The sequence below is a fragment of the Noviherbaspirillum malthae genome (assembly GCF_015352985.1).
GTDB lineage: Bacteria > Pseudomonadota > Gammaproteobacteria > Burkholderiales > Burkholderiaceae_D > Noviherbaspirillum > Noviherbaspirillum malthae.
On the sequence record NZ_JACYXF010000019.1, the window covers coordinates 37420 to 57832 of the forward strand.

Here is a 20413-nt window from a genome sequence, read left to right on the forward strand (position 1 = left end):
GAGCGTTGCCGGGGCCGGCCTTATGCGGCCCAGCAGGAGCAACCGAGCGCGCCCCAGAACCCGTTGTTGTCGGATGTAGGAGCCGATGCGGCGCGGCCGTGCGCATGTCCGTGCACGCCGCAGGATGTACTGCATCCGCAGGCTGCAAGCGCCTGACGATGGAGCTCCTGCAAACGCGCAGTCTCGGACTTCTTCGTCTTGTAGTAGCCGTCGTATTTACGCACGGGCGACCAGTCGGGCATCGCAGGCGGAAGCGGCGAGTCCAGAGCGGAAAAGTCGTCGGCCGCATACACGACGCGTCCGCCGACGACCGTGAGCGAGGAGACGATTTGCCGGATCTCCTCTTCGGGGACCGCGAAATAATCCTGCGAGAGAATGGCCAGGTCGGCCAGCTGCCCTGCCTTGATCTGTCCCTTCGTCCCTTCCTCATTCGAGAACCAGGTATTGGCCTGGGTATAGAGGCGCAGCGCAGTTTCGCGATCCACCACGTTGGCTGTCGGATAGAGGCGCTGCCCACCGACGGTCTTTCCTGTCGTCAGCCAGTACAAGGCATTCCACGGATCGTGGCTTGCCACGCGGGTCGCATCGGTACCGACGCCGACCTGGACTCCCATCTCGAGCATCCTCTTGAATGGAGGTGTGCGCTCGGCAGCCTTTTGTCCATAGCGTTCAACGAAGTACTCGCCCTGGTAAGCCATGCGATGCTGGATGGCGACGCCGCCGCCTAACCTGGCGATCCGGTCGATGTTCCGATCGCTGATCGTTTCGGCATGGTCGAAGAACCAGTGCAGCCCGTTGAATGGAATGTCGCGATTTACCTTCTCGAAGGTATCGAGCGCCCGCGAGATGGTCTCGTCATAGGTGGCGTGAAGCCGGAACGGCCAGCGGTTCTGTGCCAGCAGCCGCACCACTTCTTCGAGGTCCTGCTCCATGTTCGCCGGCATCTCGGGACGCGGCTGACGAAAGTCTTCGAAGTCGGCCGCGGAAAACACCAGCATCTCACCGGCGCCGTTATGGCGATAGTAGTCATCTCCCTGGCCGGGTTTCACCATGCCGGTCCATCTCTTGAAATCGGAAAGCTCTTCCTTTGCCTTCTGGGTAAAGAGGTTGTAGGCAATCCGCACGGTGAGCTGGTTTTCCTTGTGCAGATCTTCGATGACCTTGTAGTCATCGGGATAGTTCTGGAAGCCGCCGCCCGCATCGATCGCGCTCGTGACGCCGAGGCGGTTCAGTTCGCGCATGAAATGACGCGTGGAATTAACCTGGTAGTCATATGGCAGCTTGGGGCCGCGCGCCAATGCCGAGTACAGCAGCAATGCATTCGGCTCCGCCAGCATCAGGCCCGTTGGTTCACCATCCTTGCCGCGCACGATCAATCCGCCCGGAGGATTCGGCGTGTCCTTGGTATAGCCGGCTGCCCTCAGGGCTGCGCGATTGAGCAGGGCACGGTCGTACAGGTGCAGGATGAACACCGGGGTGTCGGGAGCGACGGCGTTGATCTCCTCGAGAGTGGGGAGCCGCTTTTCCGCAAACTGCTGTTCGGTAAAGCCTCCGACGACGCGGACCCATTGAGGCGCGGGCGTGCGGTCCACCTGTTCCTTCAGTCTGCGCATGGCTTCCGCCAGCGAAGGAATGCCATCCCAGCGGAGTTCCATGTTGTAGTTGAGGCCGCCGCGGATGATGTGAATATGAGAGTCGATCAGTCCGGGTATGACGCGACGGCCGCGGCCGTCGATAACTTTCGTTGCGGGTCCCGCCATGCGCATGATGTCGGCATCCGAGCCCACGGCCACGAATCGGCCGCCGGATATCGCGACTGCACTCGCGGTCGGCATGCGCTTGTCCAGCGTTGTAATCTTGGCGTTGTGCAGGATGATTTCCGGCTTGTTGCCTGTTGCCGCAGCCGCATTGAGCATTGCGCCGGGACCCAGCCAGGCACCGGCGGCAACGCCGGCGATCGCCTTGATTGCGCTTCGTCGCGACTTGTCAGGGTGTGCAATCTCGGTTGGTTCGTTTTCAATCATAATCAGCTCCTGTAGCCGGTTCGGCGGTTCAGCAGGCACCTTGCCGCCAATGGTCGGAAAGTGAAGTGTCTGCCGTGTACCGGAATCGTTTATCTTGGTAATGTCACGCTGGACGTGCGTTGTACCCGCCTGCGGCTGCAACCCACGACGCCCTGCCTATCCATGTGCGGCTGCAAGCAGCGCGCCTGGTACTTCGACATGGCGGTATCGGTGACGATATCGATTCAGTCGGGACGGCCTCCGTAACGCACATGGATAGAGCCGGACAGGAAAACTTCCTGTTCGCGCCCAAGGAGGATAAACAACACAGATCACCTGATTGTGTCAGTCCTTGTTTCAAATGAAATACAGGCATTCCACTCAATGGCGCAGCAATCGTCTTCGCTTGTGCCCCAATCGCGAAAGGCTTCCCGATTCGATGCCATGCAACTGGCGATCTGCCGCTGTCTATCCGCATACGGGGCCGTGCGCCGGGTACATTTCGCTCGTACTCGTATGTGCCCCCGTAAGCTGCTGACATTATGGCTTCGCCTGTCGCCATGCCAAAACGGATAATTTGCAGAGCAATGTTCGAAGTTTTCGAATGTGTGCCAAGTACCAGAAGTCAGGAATACTGACTTGATCAGCGGCCAATCATACGGGCTTGACGGTTTGTTCCCACGCCGTGCAGCAAGCGGCGTGAGAAATTCTAGAACTGGCGATTTGCCAATTCCGCCGACGGCATGTTTCAAACGTTGCCGGTGCATTTCAATCGACGCAATCGACGGTCTTGATGAAATGCCGCCATGACCGCGAGCGTGGATCGCGCTGACAGGGGAAAGCGCTCGGCGGCGTCAACATGTCTCCATCATCGTTCCAAGTCCATATCGCGCATGGCAGCGTAGCGGTAGCGAACTCCGGGCCCGTCTGTCAGCGCCAATGTTTCAGATGACATGTTCAGCGGTTCGGGAACTACCCTCTGCGCTTGCCCTGCCTGTTTGCTGTCCTTAATATGGAGGCATGAATCAAACGCCTGCAAAAACAAAAGCCAGACCCGTCAGGAAACGGGCGCAACGGGTACATTCGGGAACGAATGGTAATGAAGCATCCCCTGGCGAAGAATCGTTTCGTGCCGCGACAGACTGTTTTCCGGGCTTGCTCTGGACTGCCCTGCCCGGAGGCGAGGTTGATTTCCATAACCTGCGCTGGCTCGAGTACACCGGCATGAGTCTTGAAGACTCATGCGGTTTCGGGTGGCGCGACGCCTATCATCCTGGAGACGTCGATCACCTGGCGACGACCTGGAAGCAGGTTGTCGCGGCGGGCATTGCAGGCGAGGCGAAGGCGCGTCTTCGGCGTCACGACGGCGTCTACCGCTGGTTTCTTGTCCGGGCTTGCCCGCACAAGGATGATCACGGGAAGATCATCAAATGGTACGGCCTGAACATCGATATTGATGACTTGAAACGTGCCGAGGAGATGCTTGCCGGCGAAAAGCTGCTGCTCGAGCGTATCGTGCGCGGTGGACCTCTGCACATGACGCTGGACTTGCTCTGTCAGATCGTGAACGAAACACTGGCCGGCGTTTCCTGCGGAGTGGTGCTGCGAGCATCGGAAGGGGGCATGCTCCGGTTCGGAGCGGCGCCGGCACTGCCGCCGGATTTTCTGCAGCAGGCCGATCAGCACCTCCCGACATCATATGGCAATACAAGATTTCAGCAGGACACCCGGTTCAGCTGTTTGCATGGTGATGCAAGTACCAGTCCGGAGTGGCAATCCTACGTGCAATATGCTTCGTCGCACGGTTTGCGCACGCTATGCATCGTTCCGATAGTTTCCTCTGCAGGCATGCTCCTTGGCAGCTTCCATTTGCATGCTGCCGTCCCTCCCGACCTCAGTGCGGAACAGCAGATCTATCTTGATCAACTGATCCAGCTTGCTGCGGTTGCTCTGGAACGGGACTATATCGATGCGGCGCTCAAGGAGAGCGAGGAGCGCTTCCGTCTCATGGCCGAAACGACCCCGGATGTGATCTGGGTTACCGAGTTCCGGCCGGAACGGGTGCTCTACGTCAGTCCGAGCTTCGAACACTTGTGGGGTCACAAGCCCGAGGATCTCTACAAGAATCCACGGTTGTGGATCGATATGGTCCACCCGGAAGATGTTCAGCGGGTATCAAGCGTATTCGAGCACGCCGCGTCGATGAACACAAGCAGCCGCTACGATATCAATTATCGTCTGCTGCACCCGGATGGCAGGTTCTCCTGGATCTACGAGCGTGGCGTGTTCGTTCATAACCCGGTAAACCGGACATTGCGCGCCAGCGGCATTTCCACCGATGTGACCAAGCTGAAGCAGGCTGAAGAAGCGCTGAAGGCTTCACAAGAGCGTTTCGCCCTTGCTGTCGCGGCGTCGACGGACGGCATCTGGGACTGGGATATCAAGCGTGACACCCTGTTCATGTCGAACAGGGCGCAATGCATCTTTGGTCTGGAAGCGACCGAGAACGAGCGTCGGCTCAGCCACTGGCGGCAGACCGTACGCGTGCATCCGAACGATGCCGACATCTTCGGGCGGGAGCTCGAAGCGTTTCTGGCTGGGAAGAACGTCAGTTACGACCATGAACTTCGTGTCTATAACCTGGCGGGGGAGATCAAGTGGATACGAGTGCGTGGTCAATGTGTCCGTGACGTTCATGGACAGCCGACCAGACTGGCCGGCTCGGTGAGCGATATCGACATGCAGAAGCGGACGGAAGCGTCGCTCGAACAGTCGAGGCGGTTGGAAGCGCTTGGAACCCTGGCCGGAGGCATCGCACATGATTTCAATAATATTCTCGGTGCCGTATTGGGATACGGCGAGATGGCATTGCGCGGAGCGGAGAAGAACGCCCGGCAGCTCAGGGATATCAACAACATCATCAAGGCAGGCAAGCGCGGAAAGGACCTGGTGAGCCGCATTCTTGCGTTCAGCCGCAGCGGCGGCGCCGAACGCAGCCGCGTTTCGGTAGACAAGGTGCTGCAGGAAACCCTGGGTATCCTGAATCCCACTTTGCCTCCGGGAATAACGATGGAGATCCGGGTTGCCAGTGCCTTGCCGCCCGTCTGCAGCGACCCCACGCAAATTCATCAGATCGTCATCAATCTGCTGACCAACGCTGTTCATGCAATGCCGGACGGAGGCACGCTTCAAATTTCACTGTCGACCGAATTCGTAAGCGCAAAGCGGCCTGCCACGACCGGTACGGTAGACCGCGGCAAGTATATCGTGCTGAAGGTGCAGGATACCGGCATGGGTATCAGCCCCGGCGTTATGAGCCGGATTTTCGATCCCTTCTTCACGACGAAGGAAGTCGGCGTCGGTACCGGACTGGGGCTCACGCTGGTGCATGCGATGGTAGCGGATCTCGGAGGCACCATCGATGTGGCAAGCGCGCCAAATGAAGGAGCGCTCTTCATCGTACGGCTGCCGTGCGCGCGGAAGAAGGCTGAACCGCCGGCAGCGTTGCCCGGCGACGAAGACAGGCTATACCAGAGCCCTCCACGCCAGGTTACAGGACAAGGAAAGCACATACTGATCGTGGATGACGAGGAAGCTCTCGCGCAGCTATCTGCGCAAATTCTTGACGAAGTCGGCTTTGTGCCGCATGTCTGCACGTCCGGAAAGGCAGCGCTGAAGGCATTCCGGGATGATCCGGACCGTTACAGCATGCTTCTCAGCGATGAACGGATGCCGCAGATGCCCGGCTCCGCACTGGCTGCGGAAATCCGGAAGATCAGACCCGCAATACCCGTGCTTCTGGTCAGCGGCCATTTCGGGGACTCAACACTTGCAGCTACGGAAGCCAGCGGCTTGACTGAAATTCTAAAGAAGCCTGTGCCGCGCAGCGATCTCATCGATGCGGTGACTCGCCTGCTTGCCGCAGCTTGATCATCTGACAGCCTGCCTGCGCGAATTGCAGTGAAAATGGCGGGCTGGCCGAATCGGATGCGAAACGGAAAAGTCCAAGTCGGAGTGCCGATTTCAGGTGGAACGATGCAATGGCTCGGCAGACAAATTGTCTAACATGCTTTGCTACTTTGCTTTCGGCAAATCCAGATTCGCGCCGCCAGCCATTATCCATATGCATGTTCCACCGCAACTCCAAGCAATGCACGAAGCGGAAGCCGCACTGGTTGAACTCGGCCGTTTCCTGAAGGCCGAGGGATATCGATTTACCACGGTGTCGCCATTGACGCATTCGCGCGTGAATGCAAGAAAAGGCAATGAATGCGCGACTGACCTCGAAGGGATTTTCGGCTGGAGCCGGCCGTTTGACATAGCCGCAGTTCCGGAGGACTTGTGCCTCCGTATGCGAAATGCCGGCGTTCTCGTCCGGGAAGGCAGCATGTACCGCAGCCTTGTACGGGCGTCCACCCTGGGCGGTCAGCTGTTCTTTCATTCCGCCTATCCGACGGCGGAGGTCGACGCCGTCTTCTTCGGGCCTGATACCTACCGTTTTGTGAATGCAGTCGAACAGTACCTTGCCGGTCTGCGGACACCGGTCCGTCGTGCCGTTGACATCGGTTGCGGCGGCGGACCCGGCGCGATATCGATTGCCTCTCTCCGGACTTCTGCCGAGGTATATGCCGTCGATATCAATCCCAAGGCGATTCGTTTTGCCGAGGCCAACAGCAGGCTCGCCGGAACGCAAGGCGTGCACGCGATGCAAGGCGATTTGCTGAATGATATCGAAGGCACGTTCGATCTTGTCGTTGCCAATCCGCCTTATCTTATCGATGCGGATCAGCGTACCTATCGGCATGGAGCCGGAAGCCTCGGCGAGGGCTTGTCTCTTGCCATTGTGGACGCTGCAGTGAAGCGCTTGAGTGATGAGGGAAGCCTGCTGCTGTATACCGGCGTGGCGATCGTGAACGGGAGGGATAGCTTTCGCGATGCGATCGAGGAGAAATTCAAGGATTCGCGGATGCGGTGGGAGTATAGGGAGATTGATCCCGATATTTTTGGTGAAGAGCTGATGCATGAGCCTTATACGCAGGCTGACCGGATTGCTGCGGTGGTGCTGGCGGCAACGAAGGAAGGATGAGGTGTGGATGCCGTTAGGCTATCAGGAAGGTGTTGCGCTTTGGGGATGGACGTTAGTGCTTGTTAATGCTTCTTTCTTCGGTAGTTGCCTCGGATTGCCCGCGTTTCTGCAGCATGCGCAAATGGCGTGCGAAGACCTCAGTCGCTCATGCTGCCGCCCTCACCCCTGACCCCCGCTCCGCGCCCCACGGATCGACTTGTAAGCCGATCCGGCTACGGCCGCGCAAACCATGGTTTGCGAAACCCTGCCTTCTCCCCGCTTGCGGGAGAGGGGAAATAAGATGACCGCTGGCGACATTGTCTTTGCGGCATTGATTATGATGCCTCACGTGTAAAACATGCGATTGAAAATGCGCGTGGCCATCATGCCGGCCGACGTATGGTGGACCGCCGGCGACAACAGCTCGACGAGGCGCGACATGATTTTCCTGCGGTCCTTCAATGCGGCGATTTCGGCTTCGAGCAGGCGCAGATCGGCGTTGAAGTCGTCGTGGTCGTTGGCTGCGCGGTTTCTTGCCTGCTGGGTGCGGAACACGCCGCGCGCCATGTAGGTCGGACGGCTCCGGCCCGCAGTGTCGGCCGCTGCTTCCAGCATGCGTTGCTTGGCCCTGAAGCTTGGCTGGCGCGGCAACGTCGCTCCTGCCTGGGCGGCATCGCCTGCAATCCAGTCGCGGATGAGCTGCTGCTCATAGCCGGTAAAGACACCGAACATCTCGGCGCGTTCGCCGCTGATCAGCTTCCAGAAGCGGCTGTTCTCCGGGGCTTCGTGCCGCTTTATCCAGCCGGCGTCTTCCAGCGCCGCAAGGAAGTCCGGCATGCGCTCCGGTTCCGCCAGCCAGTCGCTGACGGTGCGTCCGCCGACGCGGCAGTAGTCCGAATGCACGGCCGCTCCAACCTTAGCCTTGGCGCGGAAGGTCGACAGCAGCGCCTGCGTGATGTCGAATGACTTGATCGCTGTCAGCGTGTTGATGCCAATCTCGTTCAGCTTGTATCCGTTGATCACGCGGCGCAGGAATTCGGCGCGGTCGCCTGCTTGCGGCATGGCGTCGAACACGGCTTTCAAGGCCTTTTGCGCATGGCCGGTGGATGCGTTGTCCACCGTGACGTGCAAGGTGAAGTAGTAGGGATCGATGCCGAGTTCATTAAGCTCGTAAGCGGTGATCAGCAGATGCAGGGGAAGCTGTTCATAGCCGAGATTGAAGCCGATCACCTCGGGTAGGAAATCGGCCGCGTGATGGGCCAGGCACAGCTGTATGGTGCCCTGCGTGAAATAGGCTTCGTCCAATTGCGGCCAATGCGTGCATCCGTGCTTTTCCAGCAGCTTGCGGTACAGAACCACATGGTTCTTGTCCGGAAGTCCTTCGCCGAGTTCTTCCAGATAGATGCGGATCAGGTCGCCGAATCGCGGATCATCCCAGCGCTGCAATACGCCGTAAAGCCAGGAGCCGTCGACCAGCTTGGTGGGTGCGACCGCGTTCAGGAAGTACAGTGCGTGCGATACATTGCCGAAGTAACGCCGCCCCTGGCCTGACCGGCGGCCATGCAGATAGTCGCGATACTGCTGCGAGGCTTGTGCGGCGCCGTTTTCCATCCAGTCATGCCACTCTTCCATGCGGTCCGGAAGGTCGCACGGCAAGCCCTCGGTCTCCTTCAGTTTGTTCTGCAGAAAATCTCGGCTGCGTTCGAGTGCTTCTTGGGTAGGTCCATGCTCGGCGTTCAGTTCAAAGTAAAGACTCTTGGCATCCGGGGCGAGGGTTTCATGAATTGCTGCAGTTGGACTTGTTGAGAGTAATGATCGCATGACAGATTCGGAAAGACCGTATGTTTAAATTGTTATGGCCTTTAATGCATTCTCCATGCCAGCACTCTGGAAATTGTATGGGAGGAAAATCTCCCTCCTTAACGTGTCTAGGACAACGTCTTTTCCGGAATTTGCTGGCGTGCGTGCAGCGGCCCGATTTGCCGTACCGATTCTTTATGCATTCGAGCGGTAAAAAATACATTGAGGATTTCGTTAATAAAACTTTGCATAAGAGAAGCAGCAGGTTCTCGTTGCTCTACCGTTTCCTGTTCTCCAAGCCCTCGACATTTCTCCTCGAGCCACGACGATCCTGATAATGGCGATTCTCCTGTGCAGCATTGAAAGATTTCATTGCAGCTATCCGTCGAAAACGGGAGCTCTATTGAAGTAGCAAGCCAATCCCTTTCACCGGCTTGACGGATGGGTGCTTCTCGCCCAAGATTGTCATTTGGAAAATAATGAGCGCCTCGGTGAGCGTCGGCTCCGGAGACATGACTGCCGCAGTGTTCACAGCGGCCTTGCCTTCATCATCCGCGGCATGAAGGACTACGATGAACCTACGCTTTCTGGAAACATTCGTCTGGCTCGCCAGAATACGCAATTTCCGTTTGACGGCGGAAAAGCTTCATACCACGCAGGCGGCCGTGTCCAGCCGCATCGCCACGCTTGAGCAGGAGCTCGGCGTGCGCCTGTTCAACCGGGCGGACAGGGAAGTGACCCTCACGCTGGAGGGCAGCAAGGCGCTGCTGTACGCCGAACGCCTGGTGAACACGACCCAGGAAATGCTCGAGAACATGAAAGACCCGGCGCTCTACACCGGGGTGGTGCGCATCGGCGTGATCGAGTCCATCATCCATTCCTGGTTTCCCGACCTGATGACCCGCATCCATCGCGCCTATCCGCAGCTGGAAGTGGAGCTTGCCGGAGACACGACGATCAAGCTGATCGAGCAATTCAACAAGGGGCACCTCGATGTCATTCTGCAGACCGACCCGGTGTTCGAGACCAATGTGCAGAACCTGCCGCTGTGCGATTTCCCGATGCGCTGGTTCGGCGCCACCGGATTGAATCTTCATGGCGATGTGCTGACCCTGGCCGATATCGCCACGTTTCCCATCCTGAGCTTTTCCCGCAATTCAGGGCCCCACAGGTATCTGGAACGGCTGTTCAAGGACAAGATCGAGAAGCCGGTCAGGATCAACTGCATGACGTCGGTCTCGGCGATGGTGCGGCTCGTCGTGGACGGCTTCGGCGTGGCGATGCTTCCTCCCGCGATCGTGCAGCAGGAGCTGGCCAGCGGGCAGGTCTCCATCCTGAGCATCGACAGCGAGATGCCCAACATGTCGCTCGTCTGCTCCTACCGTTCTCGTCCGGAAACGCGGCTGTTCCAGCAGATTGCTGTTGCAGCGCAGCAAAGCGCGCAGGACTTCGCCCGCTCCCTGCCCAGGGAAGTGGCGCGCATGCCGTCCTCGGAGGTGCCCGGCGATCCGTGGGCCATTGCAAGGCCATAAACTTAATTGATCGGTAACTGCAAAAATTTATTGTTGGATTTTGACGGTGCGTCGGGGCCAGAATAGCTGATCGCTAACACGACGACTGGCTTCTCATGAACGCTGACAAGGAACGTGGGCTGCTCTGCATCTGGACCGATATCGACCCAGAGCACGAGCTGGACTTCAATCGCTGGTATGACCGTGAGCACATGCAGGAGCGTGTCGCAATTCCCGGCTTTCAAAGTGCACGCCGTTTTGCCGCAGCAGGCAACTGCCCGAGACCCTATCTGGCGCTGTACTACACGGACGGCATCGATACCTTCCATTCCGACGCCTACCGGACCGCATTTGCAAACCAGACCGCCTGGTCGCTCGAGAACTTCAAGCGCATGCGCGGCACGCAGCGGCGCGTCGGCCGCCTGAGCCTCGAGCAGGGTGAAGGCGAGGGCGGAGCGCTTGCGCTGTTCGTGGTGCCGGAAGATGCGCTCAAGCAGCCCGGCGTGAAGGACCAGCTGCGGCAGCGGCTGACCGGTGTGACCGGCGAGGATCACGTCATACGTGCCACGCTGCTCGAAACCGATACTGCCCTGTCCACGCCGGTGACCGCGGATGCGAAGCCCGCGCCCGCCGATGCCCTCGTGATGATCGAGGCCACGCGGGCAGAGGTCGCGCAGCAGCATGCCCAAGCTTTGTCCCAATCCCTGGGCCTGCCCTCGGAAGAAGTCTATTCGTTCCAGTCGCTCTGGCGCCTGGCTTCCTGAACTTTCTGGAGAAAGACTCATGACCCTGCACCGCCGCTGTTTTCTTACAGGCATCGCCGCCCTGAGCCTGGGCCTCGGCCTGTCCTCGGCCCATGCCGCCGAGCGCTGGAATTTTTCCGTCGAGCAGCCGGATGGAAACTACATCACGACGGTCGCCCGCGACTTCGCAGCCGATGTCGCCAAGGCCACCAACGGTGAGCTCGACATCAAGATTCATTCGAACTCGGTATTGTTCAAGCGCGCCGATCTCAAGCGCGCGGTGCAGACCGGTCAGGTGCCGCTCGGCGACGTATTGATCTCGGTGCTGGGCAATGAAGACGCCATCTTCGAAGTCGATGCGGTGCCGCTGCTGGCACGCGACTTCGACAGCGCCTGGAAGCTGTGGCAGGCAAGCCGCGCCCAGATGGAAGCCCGCCTGCAGAAGCAGGGCATCAAGCTGCTCTACAGCGTGCCATGGCCGCCCCAGGGCATCTACACCAAGGTGCCGGTCAAGCAGATGTCCGACTTCAAGGGCATGAAATTCCGTGCCTACAATGCCGCTACTTCCCGCCTGGTGGAGCTGATGGGCGCCTCGCCGACCACGGTCAATTCCGGCGACGTGCCGCAGGCCTTCGGCACCGGCCTGATCGAAGCGATGATTACCTCGCCCGCCACCGGCGTCGATTCCCAGGCATGGGATTTTTCCAAGTATTACTACGACGTGCAGGCCTTCATCCCGAAGAACGTGGTCATGGTGAACGCACGTGCCTTCGGCAGGCTGCCGGAGGCTTCCCAGAAGGCGGTGCTGGCCGCCGCCGAACGCGCCGAGAAAAAGGGTTGGGAGCTGGGCCGCAGCAAGACCAGCGAGCTGACGCAGACCCTGGCCAAGAACGGCATGGTGGTCGGACCGACGCCGGCGGCACTGCAGCCGGACCTGGCGAAGATCGGCGCGGTGATGGCCGAGGAATGGCTGAAGAAGGCCGGCCCTGACGGCAAGGCGGTACTTGACAAGGCCAAGCCCTGAAGATGGCCTTCCTGCACCGCTTATACCGGCTTTCCGGGCTGCTGTCGGCGACCGCGCTGGTCCTGATCTGCATGCTCATCATCGCGCAGGTCGTGGCCCGCAACCTGGGCTCGACCGTGCGCGACGCCGAGGAGTTTGCCGCATGGGCCATGGCCGCCGCCGGCTTTCTCGGTTTGCCGTATGCGCTGCACTGCGGCTCGCATATCCGGGTGCAGGTGGTCATGCGCTTCATCCCCGAGTCGCTCCATCATCCGCTCGAGGTCCTGGTGTCGCTCATCGGCCTGCTGCTCGCAGCCTATCTGGCCTGGCACTGCACCGCCTTCGTGATCGAAAGCTACCGTTTCAACGAGGTGTCGCAAGGCCTGATCGCGGTGCCGATGTGGATGCCCCAGCTGCCGATGGTCATCGGCACCATCCTGCTGGTGCTCGCTTTCGGCGAGCGGCTGGTGCGCGTGCTGCGGCATGAGAATTTCGAAATCGGCGAAGGCGAAGCGAGGAGCGAATAATGGATATGGTGTGGCTCGCAATAATTCTCGGAGGCGCGCTTGTGCTGCTTCTCGGAATGGGCGTCTGGATCGCGCCGGCGCTGATTGCCGTCGGCATCATCGGCATGGAGTTCTTCGCCGGTGCGCCCGGCGGTTCCATCCTCGCCACCAACAGCTGGGCGTCGAGCGCCAGCTGGACCATGACGGCATTGCCGCTGTTCATCTGGATGGGCGAGATCCTGTTTCGCACCAAGCTCTCCGAAGACATGTTCGCGGGGCTGGCGCCGTGGGTCGACAGGCTGCCCGGCCGCCTGCTGCATGTCAATGTGCTCGGCTGCGGCATTTTCGCCGCGGTCAGCGGATCCTCCGCCGCAACGGCGGCGACCATCGGCCGCATTTCCCTGCCCGAACTCAAGTCGCGCGGTTATCCCGAGGCGATTTCCATCGGCTCGCTGGCCGGCTCGGGCACACTGGGTCTGCTGATTCCGCCTTCGATCATCATGATCGTGTACGGCGTCGCCGCGCAGATCTCGGTTGCCCGGCTGTTCATCGCCGGCGTGCTGCCCGGGCTGCTTCTGATGGCGCTGTTCTCGGGGTACATCGTTCTCTGGGCTGCGATGAACAAGGAGCGGATTCCCGTCGCCGCCATGGCGATGAGCTTCGGCCAGAAGCTTCATGCGTCGCGAAGCCTGATTCCGGTAGTGCTGCTCATCATCGGTGTCATCGGTTCCATCTATGCCGGGTTTGCAACCGCCACCGAGGCCGCCGCCATCGGCGTGGTGGGTGCGCTACTGATCGCGGCCCTGTCGGGCATGCTGACGCGCGCCACGTTTGTCGACAGCCTGCTCGGCGCGGTCCGCACCTCGACGATGATCTTCTTCATCCTGCTGGGAGCAGCCTACCTGACTTCGGCCATGAGCTTCACCGGCCTGCCGGCAGCCCTTGCGAACTGGATCGCCGGCATCGGCATGCCAGCCTGGGCGCTGCTGACGGCGCTGACTTTGTTCTTCATCGTGCTGGGCTGCTTCCTCGATGGCATTTCCATCGTACTGCTGACCACGTCGGTGATCATGCCGGCGGTCCAGGCCGCCGGCATCGACCTGCTCTGGTTCGGCATTTACATCGTGATCGTGGTCGAGATGGCGCAGGTCACGCCGCCCGTGGGATTCAACCTCTTCGTCGTGCAAGGCATGACCGGAAAGGACATCTTCACGGTGGCCAAGGCCGCATTTCCTTTCTTCGTGCTGATGGTCGTCGCGGTCGTGCTGATCACGATGTTCCCTCAGATCGTGCTGAGTCTGCCGAGCGCCATGGTGGCGCGCTGAACCTGTTGACGAAAGCGATTCATGTCTCTTCCTCCCAATACACTGGATTACTGGCGTGCCGAACTCGACGGCGGCCGCGTCAGCAGCCGGGAACTGACCGAGCTGGCGCTGCAGGCGGCGCTGAACTCCTGCGAGGCGCAGGCCACCTTCATTGCCGTGCATGCCACCGCGGCGCGCGCGACGGCCGACGCCATCGACACGATGCGCGCCGCCGGCGTGCCGTTGCCGGTGCTGGCCGGCATTCCCATATCGGTCAAGGACCTCTTCGATGAAGCGGGGCAGGTCACGCGGGCAGGTTCGCGGGTGAGGAATGACGCCGCTCCCGCGCGGCAGGACAGCATTGTCGTGGAAAGGCTGAGGCGGGCCGGAGCGGTGATCATCGGCCGCACCAACATGACCGAGTTCGCGTATTCCGGCCTGGGCCTGAACCCGCACTACGGCACGCCGCGCAATCCCTGGGACCGCGAGACCGGACGCATCCCCGGCGGTTCGTCGTCGGGTGCGGCGATATCGGTCGTCGAGGGCGCGGCGGTTGCCGCCATCGGCACCGATACCGGCGGCTCGGTGCGCATTCCTTCCGCGCTCTGCGGGCTGACCGGGTTCAAGCCCACTGCCAGCCGCGTGCCCGGCGACGGCGTGCTGCCGCTGTCCACCAGCCTCGATTCCAGCGGACCTCTTGCGCACAGCGTCGCATGTTGCGCCCGCATCGACGCAGTACTGTCTGGCGCATCCCGCGAAGACCTGCGCCCGGCCGAACTTGCCCATCATCGATTTGCGATACCGCGCACACTGGCGTTCGACGGCATCGATGCCGCAGTATCGGCGGCGTTCGAGGCGGCCTGCGCAAGCCTGTCGAAGGCAGGGGCCAGCCTGGTCGAGATCGACGTTCCCGAGTTTGCCGAACTTGCGCATATCAACCGGCAAGGTGGCTTCATCGCTGCCGAGTCCTGGGCGTGGCATGAGCAAATGCTTGGCGAACGTGAAGCGGAATACGATCCCCGCGTCGCGGTGCGAATCCGCAGGGGTGCTGCGATGAGCGCCGCGGATTACATCACGCTGCTCGGCGAACGCAAGCGCTGGAGCGCAGGCGTAGGCAAGCGGCTGGCGGAAGCCGGATGCGACGCGTTCCTGATGCCGACGGTACCGGTGGTCGCACCGCCGATTGCCGCATTGCGCGACAGCGACGAATTATTTACCTCGACCAATCTGCTCATGCTGCGCAATCCAACGCTGATCAACTTTGTCGACGGCTGCGCATTGAGCCTGCCTTGCCACAAGCCCGGCGATGCGCCGGTGGGGCTGATGGTTGCCGGTTTAAATGGGCAAGACGAGCAGATACTGGCGCTTGGTGCAGCGGTGGAGGCTGCGCTTCTGCAGGCGGTCTGAATGGAAAGGTTGGGGCAGGTGAAACACGTACGCCGCTAAACCTCTACTCCCTCCCCTTCAGGGGGAGGGTTGGGGTGGGGATGGGGTTAACGCACCTACATGCTTAAACCCATCCCCCACCCGACCTCCCCCTTGAAGGGGGAGGAGAGGCATTGTGGCGCATGCATTCCCTCACCAAACCAACCCTATTTCGTCCACCCACCCACTCACAAGGAACTTCAATGACTGACAAAACCGCCGTCATTCTTGGCGGCACCGGCATGGTCGGAGCCAATATGGCTCAATTGCTGGACAAGGTGGGCGGATGGGACGTGACGATCGTCTCGCGCCGGCCCCCTCAATTCGAGACGCGTGCCCGGCATGTCGAGTGCGACATGAGCGACCCCGGCGACTGCGCAGACAAGCTCGGGCAATTGACGAACGCCACGCATATCTTTTGGACCGGCCATGCAACAGGTACGCGCTGGGTCGACAAGGCGGCCAGGGACACCGATCTGTTCAAGAACGCGATGACCGCGATCCTGCCGGGCGCAAGCCGCCTCGAGCATGTGTCCCTGCTGCAGGGGTCGAAATACTATGGCCGTCACCTAGGGCCGTTCAAGACGCCGGCGAAGGAGAGCGATGCGCGGCATTTCCCGCCGAACTTCTATTACACCCAGGAAGACCTGCTGAAGGAACTCGCGCGCGGCAAGCCGTGGAGCTATTCGCTGATGCGTCCGCACATCGTCTGCGGCTACGCGCGCACCGACATCAACCTGCCCAAGCCGATCGCCGTCTACGCCACCCTGTGCAAGAAGTTGGGCTTGCCGCTGCGCTTCCCGGGGCCCGAAGGCGCGTTTCGGGCCATCCATTGCGCGAGCGACGTCGAATTGCTGAACAAGGGCATGCTGTGGGCCGCGACCACGCCAGCGGCGGCCAACGAAGCCTTCAACATGGTCAACGGCGACCACTTCCGCTGGCAATACCTGTGGCCGCGGATCGCCGACTATTTCGGGCTCGAGAACGGCGGCGTGCAGCAGATCGACCTCGAGCTGATGATGGCGGACAAGGAAGCGCTCTGGGACGAGATCGTGCAGGAGCACGGCCTGCTGCCGACGCCGTTTTCCGAGGCTGCGAACTGGGCATTCGCCAATTATGCGTTTGCGCCGACCTGGGACATCATGCTCGACAACACCAAGGCGAGAAAATACGGCTTCCAGGAGTTTGTCGATTCCGAAGACATGTTCATCCGGATCTTCGACAGCTTCCGCGAGCAGCGCTTCATACCCTGACTCCGCGCGGCGCATAGGCATCGCGCCGTTCCCCTTGGCCTTCTTCGCCTGCTTCTCTTACACGCTCACACCATGGCTACCAATACGACTGCTACCAACCTGCAGGACAGCCGGCGCTGGCAATTCTGGATCGACCGCGGCGGCACGTTCACCGATATCGTCGCCCGCCGTCCGGACGGCGCGCTGGTCACGCACAAGCTGCTTTCCGAGAACCCGGGCCAGTATGAGGATGCGGCGCTGGCCGGCATCCGCGCGCTGCTGGGCCTGAAGGCAGGCGATCCGATTCCGCCCGAACAGGTGGAAGCGGTCAAGATGGGAACCACGGTCGCCACCAATGCCCTGCTCGAACGCAAGGGCGAAGCGACGCTCCTGCTGACGACCGCCGGATTCCGCGATGCGCTGCGCATCGGCTATCAGGCACGCCCGCGCATATTCGACCGACGCATCATGCTGCCGGAACTGCTGTACAGCCGCGTCGAGGAAATCGACGAGCGCATCACTGCACAAGGCGAGGTCCTGCGGGAGATGCAGGACGATGAACTGCGGGCAAAGCTGCAGAGGGCGCTCGACGCCGGCATCCGCGCGATCGCGATCGTCTTGATGCATGCCTACCGTTACCCGCAGCACGAGCAGGCCGCCGCGAAGATGGCCGCCGACATGGGATTCACCCAGATCTCGGTGTCGCATCAGGTCAGCCCCATGATGAAGCTGGTCGGGCGCGGCGACACGACCGTCGTCGATGCCTATCTGTCGCCGCTGCTGCGGCGCTACGTGGACAGGATCGCGCGCGATCTTACCGGCATCAAGCTCATGTTCATGCAATCCAGCGGCGGCCTCACCGCGGCCGAGCAGTTCCAGGGCAAGGATTCGATCCTGTCCGGCCCGGCCGGCGGCATCGTCGGCATGGTGCGTGTCGCCGAGGCGGCCGGTGCAGGCCAGATCATCGGCTTCGACATGGGCGGCACCTCGACCGACGTCTCGCACTACAACGGCGAATTCGAACGGGCTTTCGAGACGCAGGTGGCCGGCGTGCGCATGCGCGCGCCGATGATGAACATCCATACCGTGGCTGCCGGCGGCGGATCGATCCTGCAGTTCGACGGTTCCCGGATGCGCGTCGGGCCGGACTCGGCCGGCGCCAATCCGGGGCCTGCTGCCTACGGCAACGGCGGGCCGCTGGCGGTGACCGACTGCAACGTCCTGCTGGGCAAGATCCAGCCTGCGTTTTTCCCGCAGATCTTCGGCCCGCGGGCGGACCAGCCGCTCGACACCGCGTCGGTGCGGCAGCGTTTCGAGGAACTGGCGGCAAAGATTGCCGGCAGCACAGGACGCACCGGCACGCCGGAATCGGTAGCCGAGGGCTTCATCAGCATCGCGGTGTCCAACATGGCCAATGCGATCAAGAAGATCTCCGTTGAACGCGGCTATGACGTGACTAAATACACCCTCGTCAGCTTCGGCGGCGCAGGCGGCCAGCATGCCTGCCTGGTCGCCGACGCGCTCGGCATGAGCCGCGCCCTGATCCATCCGCTGGCCGGCGTGCTCTCCGCCTACGGCATGGGGCTGGCCGATATCACCGCCATGCGTGAAACCAGCGTCGAGCTGCCGCTGCAGCAGGACAGCCTGCCGCAGTGCGAAGCGGTGCTCGAAGGCATGGCCGAAAACGCAACGCTACAGGTGGCGGCACAGGGGATTGCAAGCGAACGCATCCGCGTCGTGCGGCGCGCCCATCTGCGCTACGAAGGCACGGATGCCGCGCTGGTCGTCGAATACGCCGACGCGCCCGGCATGCAGGCTGCCTTCGAGGCGACTTACCGGCAGCGCTACAGCTTCCTGATGCCGGACAAGCGGCTGGTCATCGAGGCGCTGTCGGTCGAAGCGATCGGCCGGAGCGGCGAACAGCCGCGCTCGCCCGATGCGGGGCAAGCCGGAACCGGTGCGGCATCTGCGCCAGCGCCGACGGCAACCGTGCGCATGTACTCGGGCGGGCAATATCACGACACGCCGGTTTACCGGCGGGACGCACTGGGCAGCGGCACGCGCATCGCCGGTCCGGCCATCGTCTCCGATGCCAATGCGACGACCGTGGTGGAGCCCGAGTGGCAGATGGAAACGCTGCCGGGCGGCGAGATCCTGCTCACGCGCGCCGTGCCGCGCGCCCAGCGTTTCGCGATCGGCACGGCGGTCGATCCGGTGATGCTCGAAATCTTCAATAACCTCTTCATGTCGATCGCGGAGCAGATGGGAGCGACTCTCGCCAACACCGCCTTCTCGGTCAATATCAAGGAGCGCCTCGATTTCTCCTGCGCGCTGTTCGACGCCGACGGCAGCCTGATCGCAAATGCGCCTCACATGCCGGTCCATCTCGGTTCGATGGGGGAAAGCATCAAGACCGTCATCCGCAAGAATGCAGGACGCATACGGCCGGGCGACACTTATGTCCTCAACGACCCCTACAACGGCGGCACTCACCTGCCCGACGTTACGGTCGTCACCCCCGTATTCGACGAAGCGGAACGGGAACTGCTGTTCTTCGTCGCTTCGCGCGGCCACCATGCGGACATCGGCGGCATCACGCCGGGCTCCATGCCGCCCAACAGCCGGACGGTGGAAGAAGAGGGCGTGCTGCTCGACAATTTCAAGCTGGTGGAAGGCGGGCGCCTGCGCGAGAGCGAACTGCGCGCGCTGCTCGGCGGCGGCCGCTATCCCGCCCGCAATCCGGACCAGAACGTCGCCGACCTGCGCGCGCAGATTGCCGCGAATGAAAAAGGCGTGACGGAACTGCGGCGCATGGTGCGCGAATTCGGCCTTGATGTGGTCAAGGCCTACATGACGCATGTGCAGGACAACGCAGAGGAGGCGGTGCGGCGCGTGATCGGCGTGCTGCAGGACGGCGAGTTTTCCTACGAGATGGACAACGGCGCCGTCATTCGCGTCGCGGTCAAAGTCGACAGCGCGGCGCGCAGCGCTGTCATCGACTTCACAGGTACGTCGGACCAGCTGCCCAACAATTTCAACGCGCCGTCGGCCGTCTGCATGGCGGCGGTGCTGTATGTGTTCCGCACGCTGGTCGACGACGAGATCCCGATGAACGCCGGCTGCCTCAAGCCGCTGCAGGTGATCATTCCGCCGGGATCCATGCTCAATCCGCATTTTCCGGCGGCCACCGTGGCCGGCAATGTCGAGACATCGCAATGCATCACCGATGCGCTGTACGGCGCGCTCGGCGTCATGGCCGGCGCGCAGGGAACCATGAACAACTTCACCTTCGGCAATGCCCGGCACCAGTATTACGAAACCATTTCGGGCGGCTCCGGCGGCGGCCTGCTGAGCAGAGACGGACAGGGCGAAATGCTGTGCTTCGACGGAACCGACGTGGTGCAGACGCACATGACGAACTCGCGCCTGACCGATCCGGAAGTGCTGGAATGGCGCTTTCCGGTCTTGCTGGAAAGCTTCGAGATACGCCATGGAACCGGGGGTGCGGGGCGCGGCAAGGGCGGCAACGGCGCGATCCGCCGCCTGCGCTTCCTGGAGCCGATGACGGCGTCCATCCTGTCGAACCGCCGGCGCATTCCGCCCTTCGGGCTCGCGGGCGGAGTGGCGGGAGCGCCGGGGCGCAACTACGTGATCCGGCAGGACGGCACGCGTGTCGATCTGGGGGCGACCGCATCGATCGAGATGCAGGCCGGGGACGTGTTTGTCGTTGAAACGCCGGGCGGAGGCGGCTTCGGCGCACCTGAAGCATAATGAACGGCATTCATGCGGCGGGCTTGGACCCGCTGCGCAAGCGTTGATAC

The 20413-nt window shown here is 61.5% G+C and carries 12 protein-coding genes; 10 read left to right on the top strand and 2 right to left on the bottom strand.

Annotated elements, in window-relative coordinates; translation table 11 throughout:
* Positions 1-20: 20 nt before the first annotated feature.
* Positions 21-1916 (bottom strand): amidohydrolase, encoded by a 1896-nt coding sequence (locus IGW03_RS19635; protein WP_194724278.1) that lies wholly within the window; start codon positions 1914-1916, stop codon positions 21-23.
* Positions 1917-3023: 1107 nt separating this feature from the next.
* Between IGW03_RS19635 and IGW03_RS19640 the strand changes: the two genes are divergently transcribed.
* Both IGW03_RS19640 and IGW03_RS19645 read left to right on the top strand, forming a co-directional pair.
* Positions 3024-5933 carry a PAS domain-containing protein gene (locus IGW03_RS19640; protein ID WP_228535810.1) on the top strand — a complete coding sequence of 970 codons (2910 nt, stop codon included), beginning with the start codon at positions 3024-3026 and terminating at the stop codon, positions 5931-5933.
* A 136-nt stretch (positions 5934-6069) separates the two neighbouring features.
* Positions 6070-7089 carry a methyltransferase gene (locus IGW03_RS19645; protein ID WP_228535818.1) on the top strand — a complete coding sequence of 340 codons (1020 nt, stop codon included), beginning with the start codon at positions 6070-6072 and terminating at the stop codon, positions 7087-7089.
* A 324-nt stretch (positions 7090-7413) separates the two neighbouring features.
* Here the strand turns inward: IGW03_RS19645 and IGW03_RS19650 are convergent, their stop codons facing one another.
* Positions 7414-8889 (bottom strand): iron-containing redox enzyme family protein, encoded by a 1476-nt coding sequence (locus IGW03_RS19650; protein ID WP_194724234.1) that lies wholly within the window; start codon positions 8887-8889, stop codon positions 7414-7416.
* A 551-nt stretch (positions 8890-9440) separates the two neighbouring features.
* Here IGW03_RS19650 and IGW03_RS19655 point away from each other — a divergent pair.
* The 8 genes from IGW03_RS19655 to IGW03_RS19690 all read left to right on the top strand — a co-directional run bounded on the left by IGW03_RS19655 (position 9441) and on the right by IGW03_RS19690 (position 20363).
* Positions 9441-10400 carry a LysR family transcriptional regulator gene (locus tag IGW03_RS19655; protein WP_194724235.1) on the top strand — a complete coding sequence of 320 codons (960 nt, stop codon included), beginning with the start codon at positions 9441-9443 and terminating at the stop codon, positions 10398-10400.
* 95 nt (positions 10401-10495) lie between these two features.
* Positions 10496-11143: a DUF4286 family protein gene (locus IGW03_RS19660; protein ID WP_194724236.1), complete on the top strand. Its 648-nt coding sequence runs from the start codon at positions 10496-10498 to the stop codon at positions 11141-11143.
* 19 nt (positions 11144-11162) lie between these two features.
* Entirely contained in the window at positions 11163-12146 is a 984-nt protein-coding gene (locus tag IGW03_RS19665; protein ID WP_194724237.1) for a TRAP transporter substrate-binding protein, read from the top strand.
* A 2-nt stretch (positions 12147-12148) separates the two neighbouring features.
* Complete coding sequence (locus tag IGW03_RS19670; protein ID WP_194724238.1) at positions 12149-12652, top strand: TRAP transporter small permease; 504 nt, start codon at positions 12149-12151, stop codon at positions 12650-12652.
* Positions 12652-13956: a TRAP transporter large permease gene (locus IGW03_RS19675; protein WP_194724239.1), complete on the top strand. Its 1305-nt coding sequence runs from the start codon at positions 12652-12654 to the stop codon at positions 13954-13956. The genes IGW03_RS19670 and IGW03_RS19675 overlap by 1 nt, the downstream gene beginning before the upstream one ends.
* Positions 13957-13977: 21 nt before the next feature.
* Entirely contained in the window at positions 13978-15342 is a 1365-nt protein-coding gene (locus IGW03_RS19680; protein ID WP_194724240.1) for an amidase, read from the top strand.
* A 221-nt stretch (positions 15343-15563) separates the two neighbouring features.
* Complete coding sequence (locus IGW03_RS19685) at positions 15564-16613, top strand: SDR family oxidoreductase (protein WP_194724241.1); 1050 nt, start codon at positions 15564-15566, stop codon at positions 16611-16613.
* A 72-nt stretch (positions 16614-16685) separates the two neighbouring features.
* Positions 16686-20363 carry a hydantoinase B/oxoprolinase family protein gene (locus IGW03_RS19690; protein WP_194724242.1) on the top strand — a complete coding sequence of 1226 codons (3678 nt, stop codon included), beginning with the start codon at positions 16686-16688 and terminating at the stop codon, positions 20361-20363.
* Positions 20364-20413 lie beyond the last annotated feature (50 nt).